We start from the raw sequence: 23086 nt of genomic DNA on the forward strand, positions 1-23086 counted from the left end.
TCATTAAATTAAAAATTATGAAAAAAATAAAATTCAGAAATTTGCACCGTGATTTAGGCTATTTTTATATTGGACTTATTGTATCATTTGCCTTCTCTGGACTTTTGATGAACCACAGAGATGCTTGGCATCCAGAAAAATATACTACTGAAACAAAAGCAATCGAAGTGAAATTGCCGGAGGAAAGTGAAATCAACGAAAAATTTTCTGAAGATTTAGGTAAACAACTGGGCATCGATGACAAAATGAGACGTCACACAGTGAAAAAAGGAGAATTTAAAATTTCTTTTGAAAACCACGATGTCGAAATTGATATGAAAACCGGAAAAGGAGAAATCATCTCTTTTGTAAAAACACCAATAATTAGTCAGGCGATGAAATTGCATAAAAACACTTCTAATTTCTGGATTTATTATTCTGATATTTTTGCCATCAGTTTAATTATCATCGCTTTGACAGGAACAATAATGATCAAAGCCGGAAAATTCAGTTGGAAAAACAGAGGTTGGAAACTCGCAGTAGCCGGAGTAATTTTTCCATTGATTTTTCTATTTTTATTGGGATAAAATTCAATTTAACACATAAAATTCAAAAACCTCGTTTAGAAATAGACGGGGTTTTCTATTTTTCACCAAAGCGTTATTTTTTTCATATATTTGATAGTAACAATTGATATATAATGACTTAACAAATTTTAAATTATGAAAAAAACATCTATTTTATTTGGGGCTTTATTAATCATGATACTTTCATCATGTAAGGATGAGAAAAAAAAGGAAGAAGCACGTTTGCCTGAACAATATGACTTGGAAGATTTTTACAATACCAAATCGATAAGTGCATCAGGGTTCAATGACGATGAAACAAAAATTCTAATAAACAATAACACAACCGGAATCTACAATGCGTATGAGTTATCTCTCGCAGATACTACCGCTATAGCATTGACAAAATCTACTAAAGAAAGTATTTATACTGTAGATTATTTACCGGGAAGTTCTAAATTCATTTATTCGGCTGATGAAGGAGGAAATGAGAATTCTCATTTATTCCTAATGGATCGTAAAAGTAGTACTCCAAAAGACATCACTCCTTGGGCAAATAGCGCCAATAGTTTCAATGGCTGGAGCCAAGACAAAAAAAGTATGTATATAAACAGTAACAAGCGAGATGTAAAGTATTTTGATATTTTAAAATTAGACACTCTAACTTGGAAACCTACCATTTTATACCAAAACGAATCCGGTTTAACCCCATCAGTAATTAGTAAAACGGAACGTTATATAGCACTTACTAAAGAAATCACTACGGATAAAAACGAAATGTATTTATACGATAGTAAAACCAAAACAACTAAACGTCTCAGTAACGACAAAGAAGCAAATTGGAGTCCAATGGCTTTTGAAAAAAATGACAGCATTTTTTATTATACCAGTAATGAAGACAAAGAATTCAGTTCGTTACTCAAATACAATATCAATACCGGAAAATCAGAAGAAATTTTCAAAGATAAATGGGATGTAATGTATATGTCTTTAAGCGAAAAAGAAAAATACCATATTGTTTTTGTGAACAATGACGGGAAAAACAAAGTACTCCTTTTTGAACATGCAACCGGAAAACCGCTAAAGTTACCTGACTTTGATGATGGTGATGTAATAAATGTAATCATTTCCAATAGTGAAAATAAATTATTGCTGACTGTAGGAAGCAGTACCAGCTCTCCAAACTTATATCTTTATGATATTCCTTCCAAAAAACTAAAACAACTGACTTCCACTCTAAGTAAAAAAATCAATCAAGACGACCTTGCAAAAGCCGAAGTGATTCGTTTTAAATCTTTTGATGGCAAAGAAATACCAGCTATTTATTATAAGCCTTTACAAGCTTCTAAAAACAATAAAGTTCCAGCATTAATCTGGGTACACGGAGGACCTGGAGGACAAAGTCGCATTGGATATTCAAACACCATACAATATCTGGTTAATAAAGGATATGCGGTTTTGGCCGTAAACAATCGCGGCAGCAGTGGCTATGGAAAAACATTTTACAAAATGGATAATAAAGATCATAGTAACGGAGATTTAAAAGACTGTATTTGGGGCAAAAAATGGCTAACAGAACAGGATTATATTGACCCGAATGCTATTGGTATTTACGGCGGAAGTTATGGCGGATGCATGGTTTTAGGCGCATTAGCATTTCATCCTGAAGAATTTAAAGTAGGTATCGATTTATTTGGCGTTGCAAATTGGCCCAGAACATTAAAAAGTATTCCTCCTTATTGGGAATCATTCCGCAAAGCGCTCTATGACGAAATGGGAGATCCGTATACTGCTGATAGTATTCGATTGAAAAAAATATCGCCATTATACAATTACGATAAAATAAACAAACCATTACTTGTTTTCCAAGGGGCTAATGATGTAAGAGTATTGCCTGTAGAAAGTGATGAAATTGTAGAAGGAGTAAAGAAAAATGGAGTGCCGGTTCAATATGTAGTATATCCAGATGAAGGGCATGGATTTCAAAAAAAGGAAAACCAAATTGCGACAACAAAAACCACATTACTCTTCTTGGATAAATACCTAAAATCTAAGAAATAGAAATAATTAAGTATGCTCAAAAAAAAAATCCATCTCGTTATAAATGAGATGGATTTTTTTAATGTAAACCTTCTGAGTCTATCATTATTAGTTCAATACTTATATCTAAGGGAAATTTTTGAATTGCAACCAATTTAAGCGGCGAGCAATTTCATAAAAAGCTTAATTTATTTGAATTCCATTTTTTTCAAGTAATTCAAAAAGGGCAATACTTTGATTTGGTTCGTATTTTTCTACACCACTTTGATACCATTTTGCTATCAAATTCATCTGATACGAAGTATAGCCCTCCGTATCAATACTTAAGCCGAGTAAACCCGACAGAAGAAAATCTTCCAGAATTTTATTAGTTACAATACATTCCGGAATTCCATCACTAACGCATCCGTTCATCCGTTCATAATCTGATCTCCCAGAATCAAATCCAGCAATAAAAGCTTCATTCCTTTTTGCATAATTAAATTCCAAAAATGGATTCAAACCAATTGAATATCCTTCAAAATAATGTTGTCTATAAGCCGGACTATATATTTTTTTCATTTCTATACTAAATTATTAATTGAGAATCTCATTACAAACATATTAACAATATTTTAGTAAGTGCATAAAAATCGTTTAAAGGATAAAATACTCTTTAAATCACAATATCATTGACGTTTATCGATGAAAAATTGTCAAATTACAACAAATCACAAGAATTCTGCTTTTTCCTAAATCGGAATTATTTATCTAATTTTCAACAAAAAAATCCCATTCGCCGAGACGAATGGGATTTTAAATTTTATAAATAAACTAACTCTTATTTCAATCCTGCCAAACTATGTTCGATAGTTTCAATTTTAGATAAGGCATCAGCTTCTTTTTGTCTTTCGTTTGCCAAAACTTTCTCTGGCGCACCAGCCACAAATTTCTCATTTGCCAGTTTATTTTGAACTGATTTCAAGAAACCTTGCGTATAAACTAACTCAGTAGTCAGTTTTGCAATTTCCTCTTCAACGTTTATATTTCCTGTAATCGGAATGAAATACTCATTTGATTTTACACGGAAAGATAATGCTCCTTCTACTTTATCCGAAACATATTCTAATGAAGTAATGTTTCCTAATTTAGTTATAACAGTATCAAAATAAGTAGACACTTTATCATTGTTTACCGCTTTCAATTCGATTGTATCTTTAAACGGAATATTCTTGTCTTTACGAATCGTTCTAATTCCAGAAATCACTTCAATTGTATTTTCGAAATCAGTAATTAGACCCGCATTAAAAGGTTTCATTTCCGGCCAAGTCGAAACAATTAATGCTTCCTCAGTAGTTCTTTCGGCAAGAATTTGCCAAATTTCCTCTGTCAAGAAAGGCATAAAAGGATGTAATAATTTCAAATTATTTTCAAGCATTTCGATGGCTTTCGCAAAAGTTACGCTGTCAATTGGTTGTTGGTACGCCGGTTTTATCATTTCAAGGAACCAAGAACAGAAATCGTCCCAAACCAGTTTGTAAATGGCCATTAAAGCATCGGAAATTCTGTATTTTTCAAAATTGTCTTCGATTTCCAAAAGTGTTTGTTGCAATTTGGCTTCATACCATTCAATCGCCACTTTGGATGATTCCGGTTGCGGAATTGTATCCGAAACTTCCCAACCTTTTATCAGTTTGAATGCATTCCAGATTTTATTGGTAAACGCTTTTCCTTGGTTACACAATTCCTCATCAAACATAATGTCATTCCCTGCAGAAGCGCTCAAAAGCAATCCTACACGAACTCCATCAGCACCAAATTTTTCAATCAAATCTAAAGGATCAGGTGAATTTCCTAATGATTTAGACATTTTGCGACGTTGCTTGTCACGAACTAAACCAGTCAAATATACATTTGTAAATGGTTTTTTTCCTGTGTATTCATAACCAGCAATAATCATTCTCGCTACCCAGAAAAACAAAATATCCGGACCCGTTACTAAATCATTCGTAGGATAATAGTATTTAAAATCTTCGCTTTCGGGATCCATAATTCCTCCAAAAACAGACATTGGCCACAGCCAAGAAGAAAACCAAGTATCTAATGCATCAACGTCTTGTTTCAAGTCAGAAGTTGTAAGTTGTAAGTTGTTGGTTCTTTCTTTAGCTAAAACTAAAGCTTCTTCGATAGATTCAGCAACCACGAAATCTTCTTTTCCGTCACCGTAGAAATAAGCTGGAATTTGCTGTCCCCACCATAATTGACGAGAGATATTCCAATCGCGAATATTATTCAACCAATGTGCATACGTATTATTAAAACGAGCTGGATGCAATTTGATTTCGCCATCTTCTAAAACAGATTTAATCGCAGGTTTAACCAAATCTTCCATTTTCAAGAACCACTGGTCTGATAAACGAGGCTCAATAACAGCTTTAGTTCTTTCAGAAGTTCCAACTTTATTCAAGTGTGTTTCTGTTTTTGCCAAAGCTCCAATAGTTTCTAATTCTTTGGCAATTGCCTCACGAACCACAAAACGATCTTGTCCTTGATACTGCAATCCAAAACTATTCAAAGTAGCATCGTCATTGAAAATATCAATAATTTCCAAATTGTGCTTCTCGCCTAATGCTTTGTCATTCATATCGTGCGCCGGAGTCACTTTCAAACAACCAGTTCCAAACTCGATATCAACATATTCATCTTCGATAATTGGAATTACTCTTCCGCAAATAGGTACAATTGCTTTTTTGCCTTTCAAATGAGCAAAACGTTCGTCATTTGGATTGATACAAATCGCGGTATCTCCAAAAATAGTTTCCGGACGTGTGCTTGCAATCGTCAGGAAATCTTCACTTCCTTCGATTTTATATTTTAAGAAATATAATTTTCCTTGTTGTTCTTCGTAAATTACTTCTTCGTCAGACAAAGTAGTTTTTGCTTCGGGATCCCAGTTTACCATTCGGTATCCTCTGTAAATCAATCCTTTGTTATATAAATCCACAAAAGAACGAATTACTGAGGCTGACATATCAGGGTCCATCGTAAACTTGGTTCGTTCCCAATCACAAGAAGCCCCTAATTTTTTCAATTGATCAAGAATTACACCTCCGTATTTATCAGTCCATTCCCAAGCATGAGCCAAAAATTCTTCGCGTGTTAAATCATTTTTATTGATTCCTTCGGCTTTTAATTTAGCAACTACCTTAGCTTCAGTAGCTATCGAGGCATGATCCGTTCCCGGAACCCAGCAAGCGTTGAATCCTTTAAGACGCGCTCTTCTAATTAATACATCTTGTATGGTATTATTCAACATGTGTCCCATGTGTAAAACTCCAGTAACATTAGGCGGTGGAATTACAATGGTGTAAGGTGTTCTATGGTCTGGTTCTGAGTGAAAATAATTGTTTTTCATCCAGTAGTCATACCACTTATTTTCAATGGTTTTAGCGTCAAATTGTGCAGGAATTGTCATTTTATTGTGGATTCGTTTAATCGTTAAATTCGATTGTTTGTTAGTTCAGTTAAACAAATAACCAAATCAACAAATAAACTTTAAAACTTTGGTCTGATATTTGTAATTCTAATTGGGAACAAAAGTAAATAATTAAGTACACTATAAAAAGAGAAATAAAAATTTGTACGTTAATTAAAAGAAAGTAAATTTACTAAATGAATTTAAATATAAGAAAATGAAAAAAACAATAGCTTTATTCGCATTCGCATTAATCAGCAGTATCGGTTTTGCTCAGAATGGCCCAAAAATTGAATTTGCAGCCAAAGACAATACAATTGATTATGGAAAGGTTACTAAGAATGAAAATGGCTCTCGTGATTTTATCTTTACAAATACAGGTAATGCTCCATTAATTATCACTAATGTACTGTCTACTTGTGGCTGCACGGTTCCTACAAAACCAGATGAACCAATCATGCCAGGGAAAACAGGAAAAATAACTGTGAAATATAATATGACTCCAGGACCAATCAGAAAAACGATAACTGTTGAGTCAAATGCAGTAAACTATGAAGGTGGAAGAGTTGCTCTAAAAATTAAAGGTGAAGTTATTTCTAATTAATTTCAGAATCAAAAATAAATTAAAAACGCTTTTGGATATTATTTCCAAAAGCGTTTTTTGTTTATAAAATATTGTACAATTGAAACCTGAATTTTAAGATTTCGCTTTTACGTTCTATTTCTAAAGTAATCCATTTTTCTTCTTCCTCTTTAAAAAGAGCATTGATTTCTTGCAATGAAAGTTTATGAATGGGATTATTATTAATCAAAATGATGACATCTCCTTTTTGTAATCCTGCGTTAGCTGCCGGAGAATTTTGCCTTACATAGGCAATCTCATAAATAGGTTTTAATTGGAATTTGTATTTAAAGTCATCCATAAATACTCTTACACCACCGGACTCATTATATTTTGTAGACAACGGAACCGTTTCCATTCGTACGGTCTCTTGAACCCACTGTAATCCATTTTGTTGTATTTCAACTCCACTTTTATTGTAGCTGAAAGGCGCACTGTAATCACTATTCTTTTTTAAATACATTTGGTTATTTCTATAATCAAAAACAACTGTAAACCGCTTCATAATTTCTCCTCCTACTGAGCCTTTCCGATCTGGCACCATATTTACATTCCTAATTGATACCGAATCTGGAAAAGCTACCACAGGACTATTAAATTCAAAATCTCCCATCTCAAATTTTTTAATTATGGCCCTTCTTCCTTTTACATCACCACTAAAACCTCTTCCTAAAAAGTCTTCGAAATTTTTTGCAGGAACTTTAATCAATTCTGAACGATCTTGAAACAACCATATTGCATCGCTGTTCCCTATATCTATCAATAACTTTACAGGAATTTCTTTATTATCCTGAATTATTGTGCTTTTTAAATAGGGCTTGGATTTTTCAACAGTGATAGGAATTGTTTTGTAACTTTTTTCAATTTTTTTTCTGTTTTTATCATTGTCCTTATAAACTATAACTCTCTTTTTCCTGTAATTGACTTCTATTAAATTATTTTGAAAAAAATGATACCCAATAATTCCATTGACCGGAATCCCTACATGTGACGATAAATTAAATTCAGGGTCCAAAATAATATAGAGCATATGATTACTATACTTCATATCATTAAACTCTAAGACATTATTAGTGGATTTCAATCCTTCAACAGCCTCTTGGCTTCCTAATCCTTTCAGCAATATTTTCTCGGCATTGAAAAAACGAACTTCTTTTTTATCTTCTAAACTAAATAATATCGTTTCTGAAACACCGGTATCCAATAAAAAATTCAATTCTACTCCATTTACTTTTATAGGTACAAAGACTAAATTATTAATCAATTTAAAAGGGACACTAATTTTATTCATGTCTTTTTTAAACTGAAATCCTTGTTGTGCAAAAACAGGGCAAGCAAACAGGTAAATGAGAATTATTACTATTCTTTTTTTCATTATTAATCTTTTACATAAAAATACTAAATAAATCATATCAAAAATGCAGATTTAACAATATATACGCATATTGATTATAATAAATTCGAAAAAAAAATTGCAAATTTGCAATTCAATAATCAAGACTATGCCAAAAATATCAAACAAAGGCAAACAAATGCCTGAATCGCCAATACGAAAATTAGTTCCATACTCAGAAATAGCGAAGAAAAAAGGACATAAAGTATACCATTTAAACATTGGCCAACCAGATATCAAAACTCCTGAAGTTGCGATGAATGCAGTTAAAAATATTGATTTAACTATTCTTGAATACAGCCATTCTGCTGGAAATGAAAGCTACAGAAAAAAATTATCTGCCTATTATATCAATCAAGGCATTTCGGTAAATATTGAAGATATTATCATCACTACCGGTGGATCAGAAGCACTTATGTTCGCGATGGGAAGCACTATGGATCAAGGAGATGAAATCATTATCCCAGAACCATTTTACGCTAATTACAATGGATTTTCAACAGCTTCAGGCGTTACTGTTGTTCCAGTAATTTCGACAATTGAAACAGGTTTTGCTTTACCGGCTATAGAAGATTTTGAAAAACTGATTACTCCAAAAACTAAAGCCATCCTGATTTGTAACCCAGGAAACCCAACGGGATATTTATATTCGAAAGAAGAAATTATGAAATTGGCAGCTTTGGTCAAAAAACATGATTTATTCTTGATTTCTGACGAAGTATATCGTGAATTTACCTATGATGGTGACATCCATTATTCAGTAATGAATGTTCCCGGACTTGAAGAACACGCTATTATGATTGATTCGGTTTCTAAGAGATATAGTATGTGCGGTGCAAGAATAGGATGTATTGTTTCTAAAAATAAAGAAGTCATGGCGACCGCTATGAAATTTGCACAAGCAAGATTAAGCCCTCCTACTATTGAACAAATTGCAAGTGAAGCTGCCCTTGATACTCCAAAAAGTTATTTTGATGAAGTAATTTCAGAATATAGAGAACGTAGAGATACTTTAATAAATGAATTGAATAAAATTGAAGGTGTTATAGTATCTAAACCAAAAGGTGCTTTTTATTGCATTGCACAACTTCCAGTTGATAATGCTGATGATTTTGCACAATGGCTTTTAGAAACCTATGATTTGAATGGTGAAACCGTTATGGTAGCTCCTGCTGCAGGGTTTTATTCGACTCCAGGAATGGGATTGAATCAGGTTCGAATAGCTTATGTGCTAAAGAAAGAAGATTTAATTAGTGCTGTATCAATTTTGAAAGCAGCGATTCCGGTTTATAATGCAACGCAATCAAAAAACTAATATAAGCTTTGCTTTTTTAGTGCTAAACTGACGCTAAAAAACATTCCTATTACATCAAAAGGCAGTAACTATTGAGTTATTGCCTTTTGCTTTTTATAACCAATAGAAACAAGTCATTGACTTTATAGCCTATAAAGTCATCATTAAATAGTATGAGCTTTAGAAATTCTTTAATTTTTATTATTTATCTTTACGGCTTAAATATTTACACCCACAATAATAGTTGCTTTTAATGATAAAAAACGAAGAATTTCAAGACGAAATAGGAGATAATCATGTTAGTTTATCCGCAAAAAATCCAGTAAGAGATGATGCTTTTGACATTACTGATGATGAAAAAATTGAGAAAATAAAAAAAGACGTTGAGAGCATTCTACTGACACTTGGAATGGACTTGACTGACGATAGTTTAAAAGGCACGCCCAATCGTGTTGCAAAAATGTTTGTAAAAGAAATTTTTGGAGGTTTAAATCCTGCAAAAAAACCAAAAGCATCTACATTTGACAATAATTACAAATATGGCGAAATGTTGGTTGAAAAAAACATTATCGTTTACTCAACTTGCGAGCATCATTTATTACCAATCATAGGAAGAGCTCATGTCGCTTATATTTCTAACGGGACCGTAATTGGCTTATCTAAAATGAATCGTATTGTAGAATATTATGCCAAAAGACCTCAGGTTCAAGAGCGTTTGACTATGCAAATTGTTCAGGAATTACAAATCGCTTTGGGTACTGAAGATGTCGCTTGTGTGATTGATGCGAAACACCTTTGCGTTAATTCAAGAGGAATCAGTGATATCGAGAGTAGCACTGTGACATCAGAATTTGGTGGAAAATTTAAAGACAATGTAACTCGCAGAGAGTTTTTGGATTATATTAAATTAGAAACAAAATTCTAAATTGGGTTAATCGTTTATTCGATGAATCGTTCAATCGAAAATATGTAAACCATTCAAACAACAATAAATTATTAAATAAACCACTTTGCTATGTATATTTTTTCATTTGAGAAACTGGAAGTTTGGCAAAATTCAAGGCTTTTCATTTTGGACATTTATAAATTAACAAATAACTATCCTACAAACGAAATATATGGAATGACATCTCAATTAAAGAGAAGTGCTTCCTCTATAGAGACAAACATTGCTGAAGGAACTTCCAGAAACACTAATAAAGACAAAGCTCATTTTTTAACAATGTCTTATTCATCTGCAATGGAAACATTAAGTCATTTATTGATATCCTATGATTTGAATTTCATTTCAAACGAAGAATATTTATCGACTAGGGAAAAGTTAGAAAAAATTTGCAATCAAATTAATAGCTTAAAAAAATATTACTTATCTAATGATTGAATCGGATAACTGTTCAACAAATAAACAGTTAACCAAATAAACAAATAACCGATTAAACGATTAACCTCTTATGCCATTATATAGTAGCCAAACTCTAAAAATATACAATTCTCTTTCGGGAGAAAAAGAAATTTTCACACCAATACATGAAGGAAATGTAGGAATGTACGTTTGTGGACCTACGGTTTACAGTAATGTGCATCTTGGAAATGTGCGAACATTCATGTCTTTTGACGTTATTTTCAGGTATTTTTTGCATTTGGATTACAAAGTGCGTTACGTTCGAAACATTACGGATGTGGGTCACATTGTGGATGATGTGGATGAAGGTGAAGATAAAATTGCAAAAAAAGCCCGTTTAGAGCAACTGGAACCTATGGAAGTGGTGCAACGCTATACGGTAGATTTTCATGATATTTTGAATGAATTTAATTTTTTACCGCCAAGTATTGAGCCAACAGCTACAGGTCATATTATTGAGCAAATTGAAATTATTAAAACCATAATCGACAAAGGAATTGGTTACGAAGCCAATGGGTCGGTTTATTTTGATGTAGTGAAATTCAATGAAACCAATCATTATGGCAGATTAAGTGGTAGAAACATTGAGGATATGCTGGCTAATACCCGTGATCTAGATGGTCAAAGTGACAAGAGAAATTCACAGGATTTTGCGCTTTGGAAAAAAGCCGAGCCTCAACATATCATGAGATGGCCTTCGCCATGGAGCGATGGATTTCCGGGTTGGCATCTTGAATGTACCGCAATGAGCACAAAATATTTAGGTAATCATTTTGACATTCACGGAGGTGGAATGGATTTGAAATTCCCGCATCATGAATGTGAAATTGCTCAAAATGAAGCATGTACTGGACAAACTCCAGTCAATTACTGGATGCACGCCAATATGCTTACGTTAAACGGTAAAAAAATGGCCAAATCTACTGGTAATAATATTTTACCAAGAGAAATATTAACCGGAGAAAATACTATTCTAAGCAAAGCCTTTTCAGCATCAGTAGCACGATTTTTTATGTTACAAGCGCATTACAGAAGTATTCTTGATTTTTCTGATGATGCCATTGTCGCTGCCGAAAAAGGATACAAACGATTGATGGAAGCAATGAATTCGTTAAAAGATATCACTGCTGACACAAAAAGTACAATTGATATTCCGGCTTGGAAACAATTGTGTTATGATGCCATGAATGACGATTTTAATACGCCAATTTTAATAGCGCAGTTATTTGAAGGCGTTCGTTTTATCAATTTGTTGAAAGATGGAAAAGAAACGTTGAATAACGAGGATTTAAAATCTTTTGAAAAAGCAATGAACAGTTTTGTTTTTGAAGTCCTGGGATTGGAAGATGAAAAAGTTTCGGATAGCAGTAATGACAAATTAGAAGGAACGGTAAACATGCTTATTGAAATGAGAAAACAAGCTCGTGACAATAAGAATTTTGCTTTATCAGACCAAATTAGAGATCAATTGATTGCATTGGGAATTCAATTGAAAGATGGAAAAGAAGGAACTACTTTTAGCATTTAGTTTTCTATATCAAGTCGCAGACTAATACCGTAAAATAATTTTGATTAACAAAAGTGAAGTTTTAAATTCTAATACTAAAGTCATGTTGTCAAAAATAGTTGTTTACCCATTTTTGCTATTGGTTCGATTTTATCAAGTTGCCATTTCCCCTTTTACTCCAGCAGCTTGTAGATTTGAGCCTACCTGCTCTTCCTATATGATTGAAGCATTACAAACCCATGGCTTATTTTATGGTGGATTTTTAGGAATGAAACGTATTTTGAGTTGCCATCCTTGGGGCAAAACAGGTTATGATCCTGTTCCCAAAAAAGCATGTCATCATAAACATTAACTTTTTTTAAATACGAAATTTTACTTTAAATCTTTATTTTTACGACTAATAAACAAATTTAACACTAAATGACACACGCTTTAAACATCGTTTGGAATCCATCAGAAGGGATCGATTTAGGCTTTTTTATCATTCGATATTACAGCTTAATGTTTGTAATTGCTTTTGGTTTAGGCTGGTACATAATGAAACATATATTTGAACGTGAAGGAGAATCTATAGAAAAATTAGATTCATTGTTTATCTGGACTGTACTTGCCACATTAATTGGTGCCCGTTTAGGACACGTTTTCTTTTATGATTGGGAATATTATCGCAATCATTTATTGGAAATCATTTTACCTTTCCGTTTTTCTCCAAATTTTGAATTTACCGGTTATCAAGGTTTAGCAAGTCATGGCGCTGCCATTTCTATCATAATTGCGATGTATTTTTACAGCAAAAATGTGCTTAAAAAACCACAAATGTGGATTTTAGACCGAGTAGTAATTCCTGTAGCCAGCGGAGCCATTTTTGTGAGATTAGGAAATTTTTTCAATTCAGAAATTATAGGTCATGAAACCACATCGCCATTTGGAATAAAATTCATCAAAGATCATTTCAGTCCGATGGATGCGGTCAATGCTACTCAAATAGCCAATCCTAAAGATGCCTATACAGCAATAGCAACCGATCCAAAATTTGCATCATTACTAGAGCAGGTTCCAGTAAGGCATCCTACGCAATTGTACGAAGCATTTTGTTACGTTTTTGTTTTTGCTATTTTATTTTTCTTGTATTGGAAAACCGAAAAAAGAAATAAAACAGGATATCTATTTGGTATGTTTCTAGTACTTTTATTTTCTGTTCGTTTTGTTGTGGAATCCGTTAAGGAAAGCCAAGGTGGATTCGAAAGCGCTTTGGGATTATTCTCTACAGGACAATGGCTAAGTATTCCTTTTATACTTATAGGACTGTATTTCATTTTTACTGCTGAAAAACCTCTTAAAGTATAACATCATATTTACTTAACAAAACGAAAAAGCTCCCGTCGCAATGGGAGCTTTTTTGTTTTATTATCTTTTTAATGAAAAATGGGATTTGAATTTCTTAGGAATATCTTGTTCAGTGTACTCAATACTGAACCAATAATCATTCGCTGGCATTGGCTGTCCAATGTACGTTCCATCCCACCCCGTGCCATTTGGAAAAATTTCTTTTAAAAATTTACCATGACGATCAAATATTAGAATTTTTGAATTTAATTGGTCTTGCAAAGCAAAAACATTCCAAGTATCATTATACCCATCAGCATTTGGTGTGAAAAACTTAGGATAATTGATTACTAAAACATTAGTTCTAGTTATTGGCGGACTACAGCCATTTTTGTCTATAACAGTAACGGAATGAGTTCCTAAAGAAACATATTCAAAAACGGGCCTTTCCTGAAATGGTCCATCATCTAATTGATACAAATAATCGCCAGTTCCTGTAGCGATAACTGTAACTATTTGATTTTTCGCAAAAGCCTCAGAAACTGTCCAATCTACATCTAAAAGGGTATTTGAGGGAGTCACAATAACATTAATTGTTTGTGAAGTGGCACATTGATTTGAATTTGGAGAAAAAACATAAGCACCACTTGCCATATTGTTAACAATTGCAGGCGACCAAGTTCCTGAAATTCCATTTGGAGAAGTAGTGTTCAAAATAGGCGGTATACCTCCCATACAGATTGACAAATTAGAAAAATTAGGCTGAACAAGAGGAGTAACAGTAACTGCTAATGTTTGGCTATTGGCACATTCAGATGCATTTGGCGTAAAAACATAACTTCCGCTAGTTGTATTACTAACTGTTGATGGCGACCAAGTTCCTGTGATTCCATTAGGAGAAGTTGTTGCTAATATTGGCGCAGTAGACCCTGAACAAAATGGGGCTATTGCGGGAAAATTAGGTGTTCCTTTTGGTATAATCGTCACACTTAATGTTTGTGTATTCGCACATTGATTTGGATTTGGTGTAAAAACATAGTTCCTGCTAACAGTATTACTAATCGTTGATGGAGCCCATGTACCAACAATACCATTTGGAGATGTATTTACCAAAAGTGGTGCGGTAGTTCCAGAACAAAACGGTGGAATACTTGCAAAATTTGGCGTAACAACCGGTACAATATCTATTGTGACTCTTGTAGGTGTTACTGAAGTACATTGTCCTGTATTAGGTGTAAAAGTATAAGTAACTGGACCTAAAACTGCCGAATTAACTGTAGCTGGACTCCAAGAACCTGAAATAGCCGGTGTATTATTTGAAGTTGTTGGCAAGATTGGTGCAGTCGCATTTTGACAAACTGTAGTTGGAATACCCGTAAAAGTTGGTGTTACCAATGGGGTAACGATTACATTCAAAGTTTGTGTGGTAGCACATGGAAACAAAGTTGAATTTGGAGTAAATACATAACTTCCGCTAGTCGTATTGCTTATTATTGCTGGCAACCAAGTTCCTGTGATTCCATTTGGAGATGTAGGACCTAGTAACGGTGCTGGAGTTCCAGTGCAAAAAGGAGCAATAGCAGGAAAATTTGGAGTTACTGTTGAAGTTCCGCAAGGCACACTACAAGTGATAGTTTGTGGAGGCACACAAGGATGTGTAGCTGAAGACAACGTTAATGTTGCAGATTGTCCTGGTAACATATTAAATACTTGAAAATGAGAAACACCTGTACTTCCGGTTACAGGAGAACCACCTTGAATTGTATAGGTGTAATTATACGAATTAGAAATCAGAGGATTATTAGACCAATCAAAAAATACGGAAGAAGCTCTATCAGCTGGTAAAATCTGCGAAGCGTCACATCTGAAATTAAGAATAGTGGCGCCATTATTAGCAACTACAATAACATCAATTTTTGAACGAGTACTTTCAACACCTCCTACAGTTTCACTAACATAATAAGAAGTAGTTCCTAAGGTAGCTGTTGAAGGAGTTGGCGCGGTAGCTGATCCCGTTCCCCCAGTTGCATTAGTACCATACCAATTTAATGTTCCTCCGGAAGATGCTGTGGCCGTCAATGCAGTTGCTACAGCATTTTGACAATAATAAACAGGAGTAGTAACTGTTGGCGGGGAAGCTAAAATATCTAAATTTTCATTTCTGGATATAAGAAATAGTAAAGCATCCTTAGAATTAGAACTTGTTTTTAAAGTAAAAATCGAGCCACTCTTAACTAATCCAAGGCTCTTGTTTTCAAGACCAATGCTGCTATTTTTAGCATGAAGAATTGAATTAGACAAAATTGTAATTAAAAAAATAAAAACGAAAGACTTAATAAATTTTTCCATTATTAGTTAGGTTTTAATTTCATCAAAAAAACAGCGAGCTTTAACAAATATTTAGTAAATATATAAATTTTACACTTTCATAATCTATAAGTTCATAGATATTAATAGATTATACATAACATAGAAAATTCAGAAGTAATTCTATAAAGGAAATAAAAAACTAAAATCAATATTTTTAGTATTATAACCTGAATTTGAACCTTGCAATCCAGCATTGGACACATGACGAAAATTCGGTCTTATGTCAACTGTTATTTTATTTACTTTAAAAGTAAAACCTAAAGCTAGTACATCTGAAAAAGCAAAACCTTTTGATAATCGCTCTGTCTCTGTGTCAGTAAACATAGGTCCAATACTACCAAGAATATATATACTTGCTGTTTTAAAAACTGGTTTACGCATCAAAAAACCAATATTTAAAACATATTCTTTTATATCTTTTAACTTGGTATATCTTTCTCTTTTTTCAATATAATTGGGGTCATAAGGCTTAACAAAATAAAAATTCAATAGTTGATGTTTCGCAAAGTTTAGTTCTGGTTGCAACAAGATTTCATATTGAAAATGTTTTGTTTGTTTTACGGTATAGTATACTTGTAGTTTATAGTAACTGTTTGTATACGTATAATCGCTATTTTTTAATTCAGTTCCAAATCCATAATCAAAACCTAACTTTACTTTACTCAATGTATCTTGAGCATAAAATGTCTGACAACTAAAGATAATGATTAAAATAAAAATTATTTTTTTAGACATGAAATTTAGTTTATAGCCAATATATTTCTTTACCATTAAATTACAAATAAAAACTTAAAATTGGCATTATGGATTAAAAAAAAAGAGATTCAACTTTCGCTGAATCTCTTTTAAAAATTTATATAAAAAGCTCATTTAGCTTTCTTGATGTGCTTTTTCTACTTTGCGTTTATCCTCTTTAGATATTGTATCCACAAGTACCGGAGTAGCAATAAACAATGAAGAATATGTTCCTACAATAATACCCACTAACATAGCGAATATAAATCCTCTGATAGATTCTCCTCCAAAAACAAACATGATTAATAAAACCACAATCATTGTTAATGAAGTATTGATTGTTCTAGACATTGTTGTATTAATAGATTGATTTACAATCTCAGCAAAAGTACCTTTAGTTTTACCTGCTAAATACTCTCTAACTCTATCAAATACAATAACAGTATCATTCATAGAATACCCAATAACCGTTAGAATCGCAGCGATAAAGTGCTGATCGATTTCCATACCAAAAGGCATAAATTTATAACACAAAGAGTAAATCCCTAATACAAAAACAACATCATGCGCAATAGCTGCAATTGCACCTAAACTATATTGCCATTTTCTGTAACTGATCATTAAGTATAAAAATACGATAGCCATTGCTCCAAGTACTGCCCAGTATGCATTTGTTTTAATGTCTTCTGCAACAGTTGGACCAACTTTAGATGCTAATAAAATACCTGATTTTTTACCATCATAAGCATTTACAAATTTCTCATACGTCATATCTGCTGAGAAATGTTGTTTTAAAGTAGCAAATAACAATTTATTCACTTCTTCATCAGCTTTAATTCCTGGCTCCTGAACTTTATATTTTGTTGTGATTTTTAATTGATTATCACTACCAAAAACTTTTACTTCAGCACTACCATCAAAAACTTTAGCTAACTCCGCTTTTACAGCTTCAGTTTCAATTGGTTTTTCAAAACGCACTTGGAATGTTCTTCCTCCTACAAAATCAACCCCTTGATCTAAACCATTTGTTGCCAATGAAATAATACTTATAACAACTACAACACTAGAAAACAAATATGTCCATTTTTTTACTCCTAAGAAATCAAAGTGAAAGTTGTTAAACATATTCTTAGAGAAATTCGTAACAAACGTCAAATTATTCTTTTTACTTATGTTCCAATCAATGAAGATTCTTGCAATGAAAATAGAGGTAAATAATGAAGTTACAATACCAATCAATAATGTAGTAGCAAAACCTTTAATTGGTCCTGAACCAAAAATAAACAATACCGCTCCTGTTAAAATATGCGTTACGTTAGCATCAGTAATTGATGACATTGCACCTCTCCAACTGTAAGAAGTCTTAATGGCTTCCTCTAATGTTTTACCTGAACGTAATTCTTCTTTTGCTCTTTCGTAAATAATGATATTCGCATCAACTGCTGTTCCCATTGTTAAAACGATACCTGCAATACCTGGCAATGTAAGAACTGCTCCGATACTTGCTAAAATTCCGAATAAGAAAAGTAAGTTAACCGCTAACGCTACATTAGCATACCAACCTGCTTTACCATAATATATCATCATCCAAAGTGATACTAAAAGCAATCCTATCAAAGCAGAATTAGTACCATTATCAATAGCTTCTTGCCCTAGGGATGGTCCTACCACTTCTGATTGAACAATATCTGCAGCAGCAGGAAGTTTACCTGCTCTTAAAACATTCGCTAAATCTTTAGTTTCTGTAACATCAAAAGCTCCTGAAATTTCAGATCTACCACCAGAAATTGGACCTGTAGATACTCCCGGTGCAGAATAAACCACATCATCCAAAACAATAGCAATATTGCTTTTTTGAGTATATGCTCTACCTGTTAATTCTTCCCAAGATTTTGCTCCTTGACCATTCATTTGCATTGAAACCGCTGGTTTACCCATTTGGTCAAATGTATCTTTTGCATCAGTAACAACACCACCACTCATAGAAGGAACATTGTCTCTGTTTCCTTTTAAAGCGTATAATTCTACAGCATCAACACTTCTTGCTTTAGCATCTTTAATAGTCATTGGTTTACCCCAAACAAATTTTGCATAACGTTGGTCACCTGCTAATAAAACTCTAATATCTGCTCTCTTCAAATATCCGTTTACTACGGCAGTATCTTTTGGAGAGAAAAGCCCTAAAACTGGACCTCCACCTTGACCAATGATTTTATCAAATAAAGGATTTTCTCCTTTTTTAGTAGCAGTTGAATCTTTTTCATCTGTAAGTAATGCACTTAAAGAATCTTTTACAACTGGTTTTACTTCAGTAGTTTTGATTTCAGTTTTTTTCAATGACTCATTAGCAGCCATTAAGAAATTACCAATTTCTTCAATTTTATACGTTTCCCAAAACTCTAATTGAGCTGTACTTTGTAATAATTTTTTAATTCTGTCTACATCTTTTGCACCAGGAAGTTCCACAAGGATTCTTCCAGATTCTCCTAATTTTTGAATATTAGGTTGTGTTACACCAAATTTATCGATACGTTTTCTTAAAACACCAAAAGCACTTTCTACAGACTCATCTACTTTTCTGGAGATAACCTTTTTTACTTGTGCATCTGTCATTTGAAAATCAACTCCACCTTCACCTTGCAAGCTTCTGTTTGCAAAAATATCAGGAGATGCTAATTTTACAGTTCCTTTTGAATTTTCATCAAAAGCATCATAAAAAGCATCTAGATACGATTGATTTCCTTTTTGATTTGCAGTAGCATCAGCCAAAGACTTATTGAAAATTGGGTTTTTAGAATTATTCGATAATCCTTTTAAAATATCTTTTACAGATATTTGAAGTATAACATTGATACCACCTTCTAAGTCAAGACCTTTATTGATTTGTTTGTCACTAACTTCATTGAATGTAAAATCGGTAAAACCAAGATTAAATACTTTTTCTTTACCAATAGAATCTAAATATTTTACTTCTTTTTCAGGATTTCCACCTGCGAAAGATTTTGCATCACTTTTTACTTTGCTCGCGACAAAAGTGAAAGAAAGTTGGTAAATACTTACCAATGCAAATAGAATTGCGAAAAATTTAATAAGTCCTTTATTCTGCATTATTACTAAAAATTAATTATTTTTTATTTATTTATTTTTGCTTTAAACCTTATAGAATAAGACTTGACATCGATTTTTTAATTTCAAAAAAGAATATCTCGAACTACATCATTTTTTTAAACCGAGCAAATATATAATTAACGTTAAGATTAACCAATTTATTTATTAATTAATCTCAAGAAAAAGACTGCATATTAGCAGTCTTCCTTATTATATATGTATTTTTTTATGCTAAAATCGATTTTAAGGCATCATTCATTTGTCTAACGGCATCAGCACTTTTAGCAAATAAGGCTTTTTCTTGTTCATTGAGCTTAATATCAAGAATTTCTTCTACTCCATTTTTACCAATAATACAAGGAACACCTATACAGATATCATCTTGACCGTATTCTCCTTCAACAAAAACGGAGCAAGCGATCATTTTCTTTTGGTCATTCAAAATACTGTCAACTAAAAAAGCAACTGAAGCACCTGGAGCATACCAAGCTGATGTTCCTAAAAGACCCGTAAGTGTAGCTCCACCTACCATTGTATCTGCAGCTACTTTTTGTAATTGTTCTTCTGATAAAAATTGAGAAACCGGAATTCCATTATAAGAAGCCAATCTTGTCAAAGGAATCATAGTAGTATCACCATGTCCACCAATAACCATTGCTGAAATATCATTTGCAGGTTTATCTAAAGCCAAAGACAAATACGTTCTGAAACGAGAGCTGTCTAATGCTCCTCCCATACCTATTATTCTATTTTTTGGTAATCCAGTAGATTTCAATGCTAAATAAGTCATGGTATCCATAGGATTAGAAACTACAACTATTATAGTATCCGGTGAATGTTTCAATACGTTTTCAGCAACCGTTTTCACGATTCCTGCATTAATACCTATTAATTCTTCACGAGTCATCCCTGGTTTTCTTGGAATTCCTGATGTAATCACAACTACATCACTTCCAGCGGTTTTAGAATAATCATTAGTAACGCCTGATACTTTGGTATTAAAACCCGTATTAGTAGCACACTGCATAATATCTAAAGCTTTACCTTCAGCAAAACCTTCTCTGATATCTAACAACACTACTTCGCTGGCAATTCCTCTGTAAGAAATTACATCTGCACAGGTCGCACCTACATTTCCTGCTCCTACAATGGTAACTTTCATATTTTAAAGTTTATTCGGTTATTAGTTTATTCGGTTATTAGTTTATTCGGTTATTAGTTAATTTGGTTAATCTCTATGGTGTTAATCGTAATTTGTTCTAACAAAAAGCAAACGATTAAACTACGTTATGCATCAATATTAGCATAAACTGCATTCTTCTCAATAAATTCTCTTCTTGGTGGTACCTCATCACCCATTAACATAGAGAAAACTCTATCGGCTTCCGCCAAACTGTCAATAGTTACCTGACGTAAAGTTCTGAAACTTGGATCCATTGTAGTTTCCCACAATTGCTCCGCGTTCATCTCCCCAAGACCTTTATAGCGCTGAATTCCTGCGCTTCCGCCCATTCTTTCATTCGCTTGATCACGTTGTACGTCATTCCAAGCGTATTCTTTCTTGTTCCCTTTTTTAACTAAATATAAAGGTGGTGCTGCAATATATACGTGACCTTCTTCGATTAATTCTTTCATGAATCTAAAGAAGAATGTCAAGATTAAAGTAGAAATGTGGCTACCATCGACATCGGCATCACACATAATAATTACTTTATGGTAACGCAATTTTTCAATATTCAACGCTTTACTATCTTCGGCAGTTCCAATTGTAACACCAAGAGCAGTAAATATATTTCGAATCTCTTCGTTTTCAAAAACTTTGTGATGCATTGCTTTTTCTACGTTCAAAATTTTACCACGTAATGGCAAAATTGCTTGAAACGCACGATCACGACCTTGTTTTGCTGTTCCACCTGCCGAATCTCCCTCGACAAGATATACTTCACATTTTGCAGGATCTTGTTCCGAACAATCAGAAAGTTTTCCTGGCAATCCACCGCCACCCATTACGGTTTTGCGTTGTACCATTTCACGCGCTTTTTTGGCTGCGTGACGTGCTTGTGCTGCAAGAATTACTTTTTGAACGATGATACGGGCATCATTTGGATTTTCTTCCAAATAATTCTCAATCATTTCACTCACTGCCTGACTCACCGGAGAAACAACTTCTCTGTTCCCCAGTTTTGTTTTAGTTTGCCCTTCAAATTGTGGTTCAGCAACTTTTACCGAAATAATAGCTGTCAATCCCTCACGAAAGTCATCACCAGAAATATCAAACTTCAACTTATCTAACATTCCAGAAGCATCTGCATATTTCTTTAAGGATCTGGTCAAACCAGTTCTAAAACCTTGCAAGTGCGTTCCTCCTTCATGTGTATTGATATTATTCACATAAGAAAAAATATTTTCGGTATAACTTGTGTTATAAATTAACGCAACTTCAACCGGAATCTCTCCTTTTTCATGGTCCATAGAGATAACGTGTGCAATAATTGGCTCACGATTTCCATCTAAGTAACGGATGTATTCTTTTAAACCTTCATCAGAATGAAAAATTTCAGAAACAAAATTTCCGTCTTTATCTAATTCTCTTTTATCAGTAAATGTAATTGTGATTCCTTTATTCAAATAAGATAATTCACGCATACGAGCTGACAAAGTATCATAAGAATACTCTATTGTTTGCGTAAAAATACTTGGATCAGGGTAAAAAGTTACAATCGTACCTCTTTTAGTCGTTTCTCCAATTTGCTTAACTGGATACAACGCCTTTCCTTTTTCATATTCTTGTTCGTACACTTTTCCATCACTACTATGAACAGTAGCTCTCAAATGGTTCGACAGCGCATTCACTACAGAAACCCCAACACCGTGAAGTCCTCCAGAAACTTTATACGAATCTTTATCAAATTTACCTCCGGCACCAATTTTAGTCATTACAACCTCCAATGCCGAAACACCTTCTTTTTTATGAATACCAACCGGGATACCACGTCCATTATCTTCAACAGAAATAGACCCATCTTCATTTATATCGACTCTGATGGTATCACAATGACCTCCCATTGCCTCATCAATAGAGTTATCTACAACCTCATAAACTAAATGGTGTAGTCCTCGAACACCTACATCTCCAATATACATTGATGGACGCATTCTTACGTGCTCCATTCCCTCTAATGCCTGAATACTATCCGCTGAATAATTGTCCTTCTTGATTTCTTCGCTCATATATTTTATTCTAAAAAAATGTAATTTTTGTCTAACACGCAAATATATAAAAACGCAAA

The 23086-nt window shown here is 33.4% G+C and carries 17 protein-coding genes; 9 read left to right on the plus strand and 8 right to left on the minus strand.

Annotation, left to right across the window (positions count from 1 at the left end; translation table 11 throughout):
• Positions 1 to 17 precede the first annotated feature (17 nt).
• Positions 18 to 566: a PepSY-associated TM helix domain-containing protein gene (locus tag QLS31_RS06720; RefSeq protein ID WP_282743218.1), complete on the plus strand. Its 549-nt coding sequence runs from the start codon at positions 18 to 20 to the stop codon at positions 564 to 566.
• A 135-nt stretch (positions 567 to 701) separates the two neighbouring features.
• Complete coding sequence (locus tag QLS31_RS06725; RefSeq protein ID WP_282743219.1) at positions 702 to 2606, plus strand: alpha/beta fold hydrolase; 1905 nt, start codon at positions 702 to 704, stop codon at positions 2604 to 2606.
• Positions 2607 to 2768: 162 nt separating this feature from the next.
• On the opposite strand, the gene QLS31_RS06730 is transcribed toward QLS31_RS06725, so the two are convergent.
• Positions 2769 to 3146, minus strand: coding sequence for a hypothetical protein (locus tag QLS31_RS06730; protein WP_282743220.1), 378 nt, complete (start codon positions 3144 to 3146; stop codon positions 2769 to 2771).
• Between the two features lie 259 nt (positions 3147 to 3405).
• Positions 3406 to 6039, minus strand: coding sequence for a valine--tRNA ligase (locus QLS31_RS06735; protein WP_282743221.1), 2634 nt, complete (start codon positions 6037 to 6039; stop codon positions 3406 to 3408).
• A 217-nt stretch (positions 6040 to 6256) separates the two neighbouring features.
• On the opposite strand from QLS31_RS06735, the gene QLS31_RS06740 reads away from it, so the two are divergent.
• On the plus strand, positions 6257 to 6643 hold the full coding sequence (locus QLS31_RS06740) for a DUF1573 domain-containing protein (protein WP_282743222.1): 387 nt from the start codon (positions 6257 to 6259) through the stop codon (positions 6641 to 6643).
• A 61-nt stretch (positions 6644 to 6704) separates the two neighbouring features.
• Here the strand turns inward: QLS31_RS06740 and QLS31_RS06745 are convergent, their stop codons facing one another.
• Positions 6705 to 8036 (minus strand): aspartyl protease family protein, encoded by a 1332-nt coding sequence (locus tag QLS31_RS06745; RefSeq protein WP_282743223.1) that lies wholly within the window; start codon positions 8034 to 8036, stop codon positions 6705 to 6707.
• Between the two features lie 127 nt (positions 8037 to 8163).
• Between QLS31_RS06745 and QLS31_RS06750 the strand changes: the two genes are divergently transcribed.
• From QLS31_RS06750 to lgt, 6 genes are all read left to right on the plus strand, one after another.
• Complete coding sequence (locus QLS31_RS06750) at positions 8164 to 9369, plus strand: pyridoxal phosphate-dependent aminotransferase (protein ID WP_282743224.1); 1206 nt, start codon at positions 8164 to 8166, stop codon at positions 9367 to 9369.
• Between the two features lie 232 nt (positions 9370 to 9601).
• The gene (gene folE, locus QLS31_RS06755; RefSeq protein WP_282743225.1) at positions 9602 to 10273 is read left to right on the plus strand and encodes a GTP cyclohydrolase I FolE; all 672 of its coding nucleotides are present in this window, start codon (positions 9602 to 9604) and stop codon (positions 10271 to 10273) included.
• A 90-nt stretch (positions 10274 to 10363) separates the two neighbouring features.
• Complete coding sequence (locus QLS31_RS06760) at positions 10364 to 10729, plus strand: four helix bundle protein (RefSeq protein WP_282743226.1); 366 nt, start codon at positions 10364 to 10366, stop codon at positions 10727 to 10729.
• Between the two features lie 70 nt (positions 10730 to 10799).
• Positions 10800 to 12278, plus strand: a complete 1479-nt coding sequence (gene cysS / locus QLS31_RS06765) for a cysteine--tRNA ligase (RefSeq protein ID WP_282743227.1) — start codon at positions 10800 to 10802, stop codon at positions 12276 to 12278.
• 82 nt (positions 12279 to 12360) lie between these two features.
• A complete protein-coding gene (yidD, locus tag QLS31_RS06770; RefSeq protein WP_099714647.1) occupies positions 12361 to 12609 on the plus strand; it encodes a membrane protein insertion efficiency factor YidD in 249 nt (82 codons plus the stop codon).
• Between the two features lie 68 nt (positions 12610 to 12677).
• The gene (gene lgt, locus QLS31_RS06775; protein ID WP_099714646.1) at positions 12678 to 13604 is read left to right on the plus strand and encodes a prolipoprotein diacylglyceryl transferase; all 927 of its coding nucleotides are present in this window, start codon (positions 12678 to 12680) and stop codon (positions 13602 to 13604) included.
• A gap of 60 nt (positions 13605 to 13664) precedes the next feature.
• Here lgt and QLS31_RS06780 read toward each other — a convergent pair whose 3' ends face one another.
• The 5 genes from QLS31_RS06780 to gyrB form a co-directional block, all read right to left on the minus strand.
• On the minus strand, positions 13665 to 15932 hold the full coding sequence (locus tag QLS31_RS06780) for a T9SS type B sorting domain-containing protein (RefSeq protein WP_282743228.1): 2268 nt from the start codon (positions 15930 to 15932) through the stop codon (positions 13665 to 13667).
• A gap of 141 nt (positions 15933 to 16073) precedes the next feature.
• The gene (locus QLS31_RS06785) at positions 16074 to 16688 is read right to left on the minus strand and encodes an acyloxyacyl hydrolase (protein WP_282743229.1); all 615 of its coding nucleotides are present in this window, start codon (positions 16686 to 16688) and stop codon (positions 16074 to 16076) included.
• 135 nt (positions 16689 to 16823) lie between these two features.
• A complete protein-coding gene (gene secDF / locus QLS31_RS06790) occupies positions 16824 to 19796 on the minus strand; it encodes a protein translocase subunit SecDF (protein WP_282743230.1) in 2973 nt (990 codons plus the stop codon).
• Positions 19797 to 20022: 226 nt separating this feature from the next.
• The gene (mdh, locus tag QLS31_RS06795) at positions 20023 to 20958 is read right to left on the minus strand and encodes a malate dehydrogenase (RefSeq protein ID WP_099714643.1); all 936 of its coding nucleotides are present in this window, start codon (positions 20956 to 20958) and stop codon (positions 20023 to 20025) included.
• A gap of 125 nt (positions 20959 to 21083) precedes the next feature.
• Positions 21084 to 23027 carry a DNA topoisomerase (ATP-hydrolyzing) subunit B gene (gene gyrB, locus QLS31_RS06800; protein WP_282743231.1) on the minus strand — a complete coding sequence of 648 codons (1944 nt, stop codon included), beginning with the start codon at positions 23025 to 23027 and terminating at the stop codon, positions 21084 to 21086.
• Positions 23028 to 23086 lie beyond the last annotated feature (59 nt).

Origin of the sequence: Flavobacterium sp. XS2P24 (genome assembly GCF_030010285.1) — a bacterium.
In the GTDB taxonomy this organism is placed as follows: Bacteria; Bacteroidota; Bacteroidia; order Flavobacteriales; family Flavobacteriaceae; genus Flavobacterium; species Flavobacterium algoritolerans.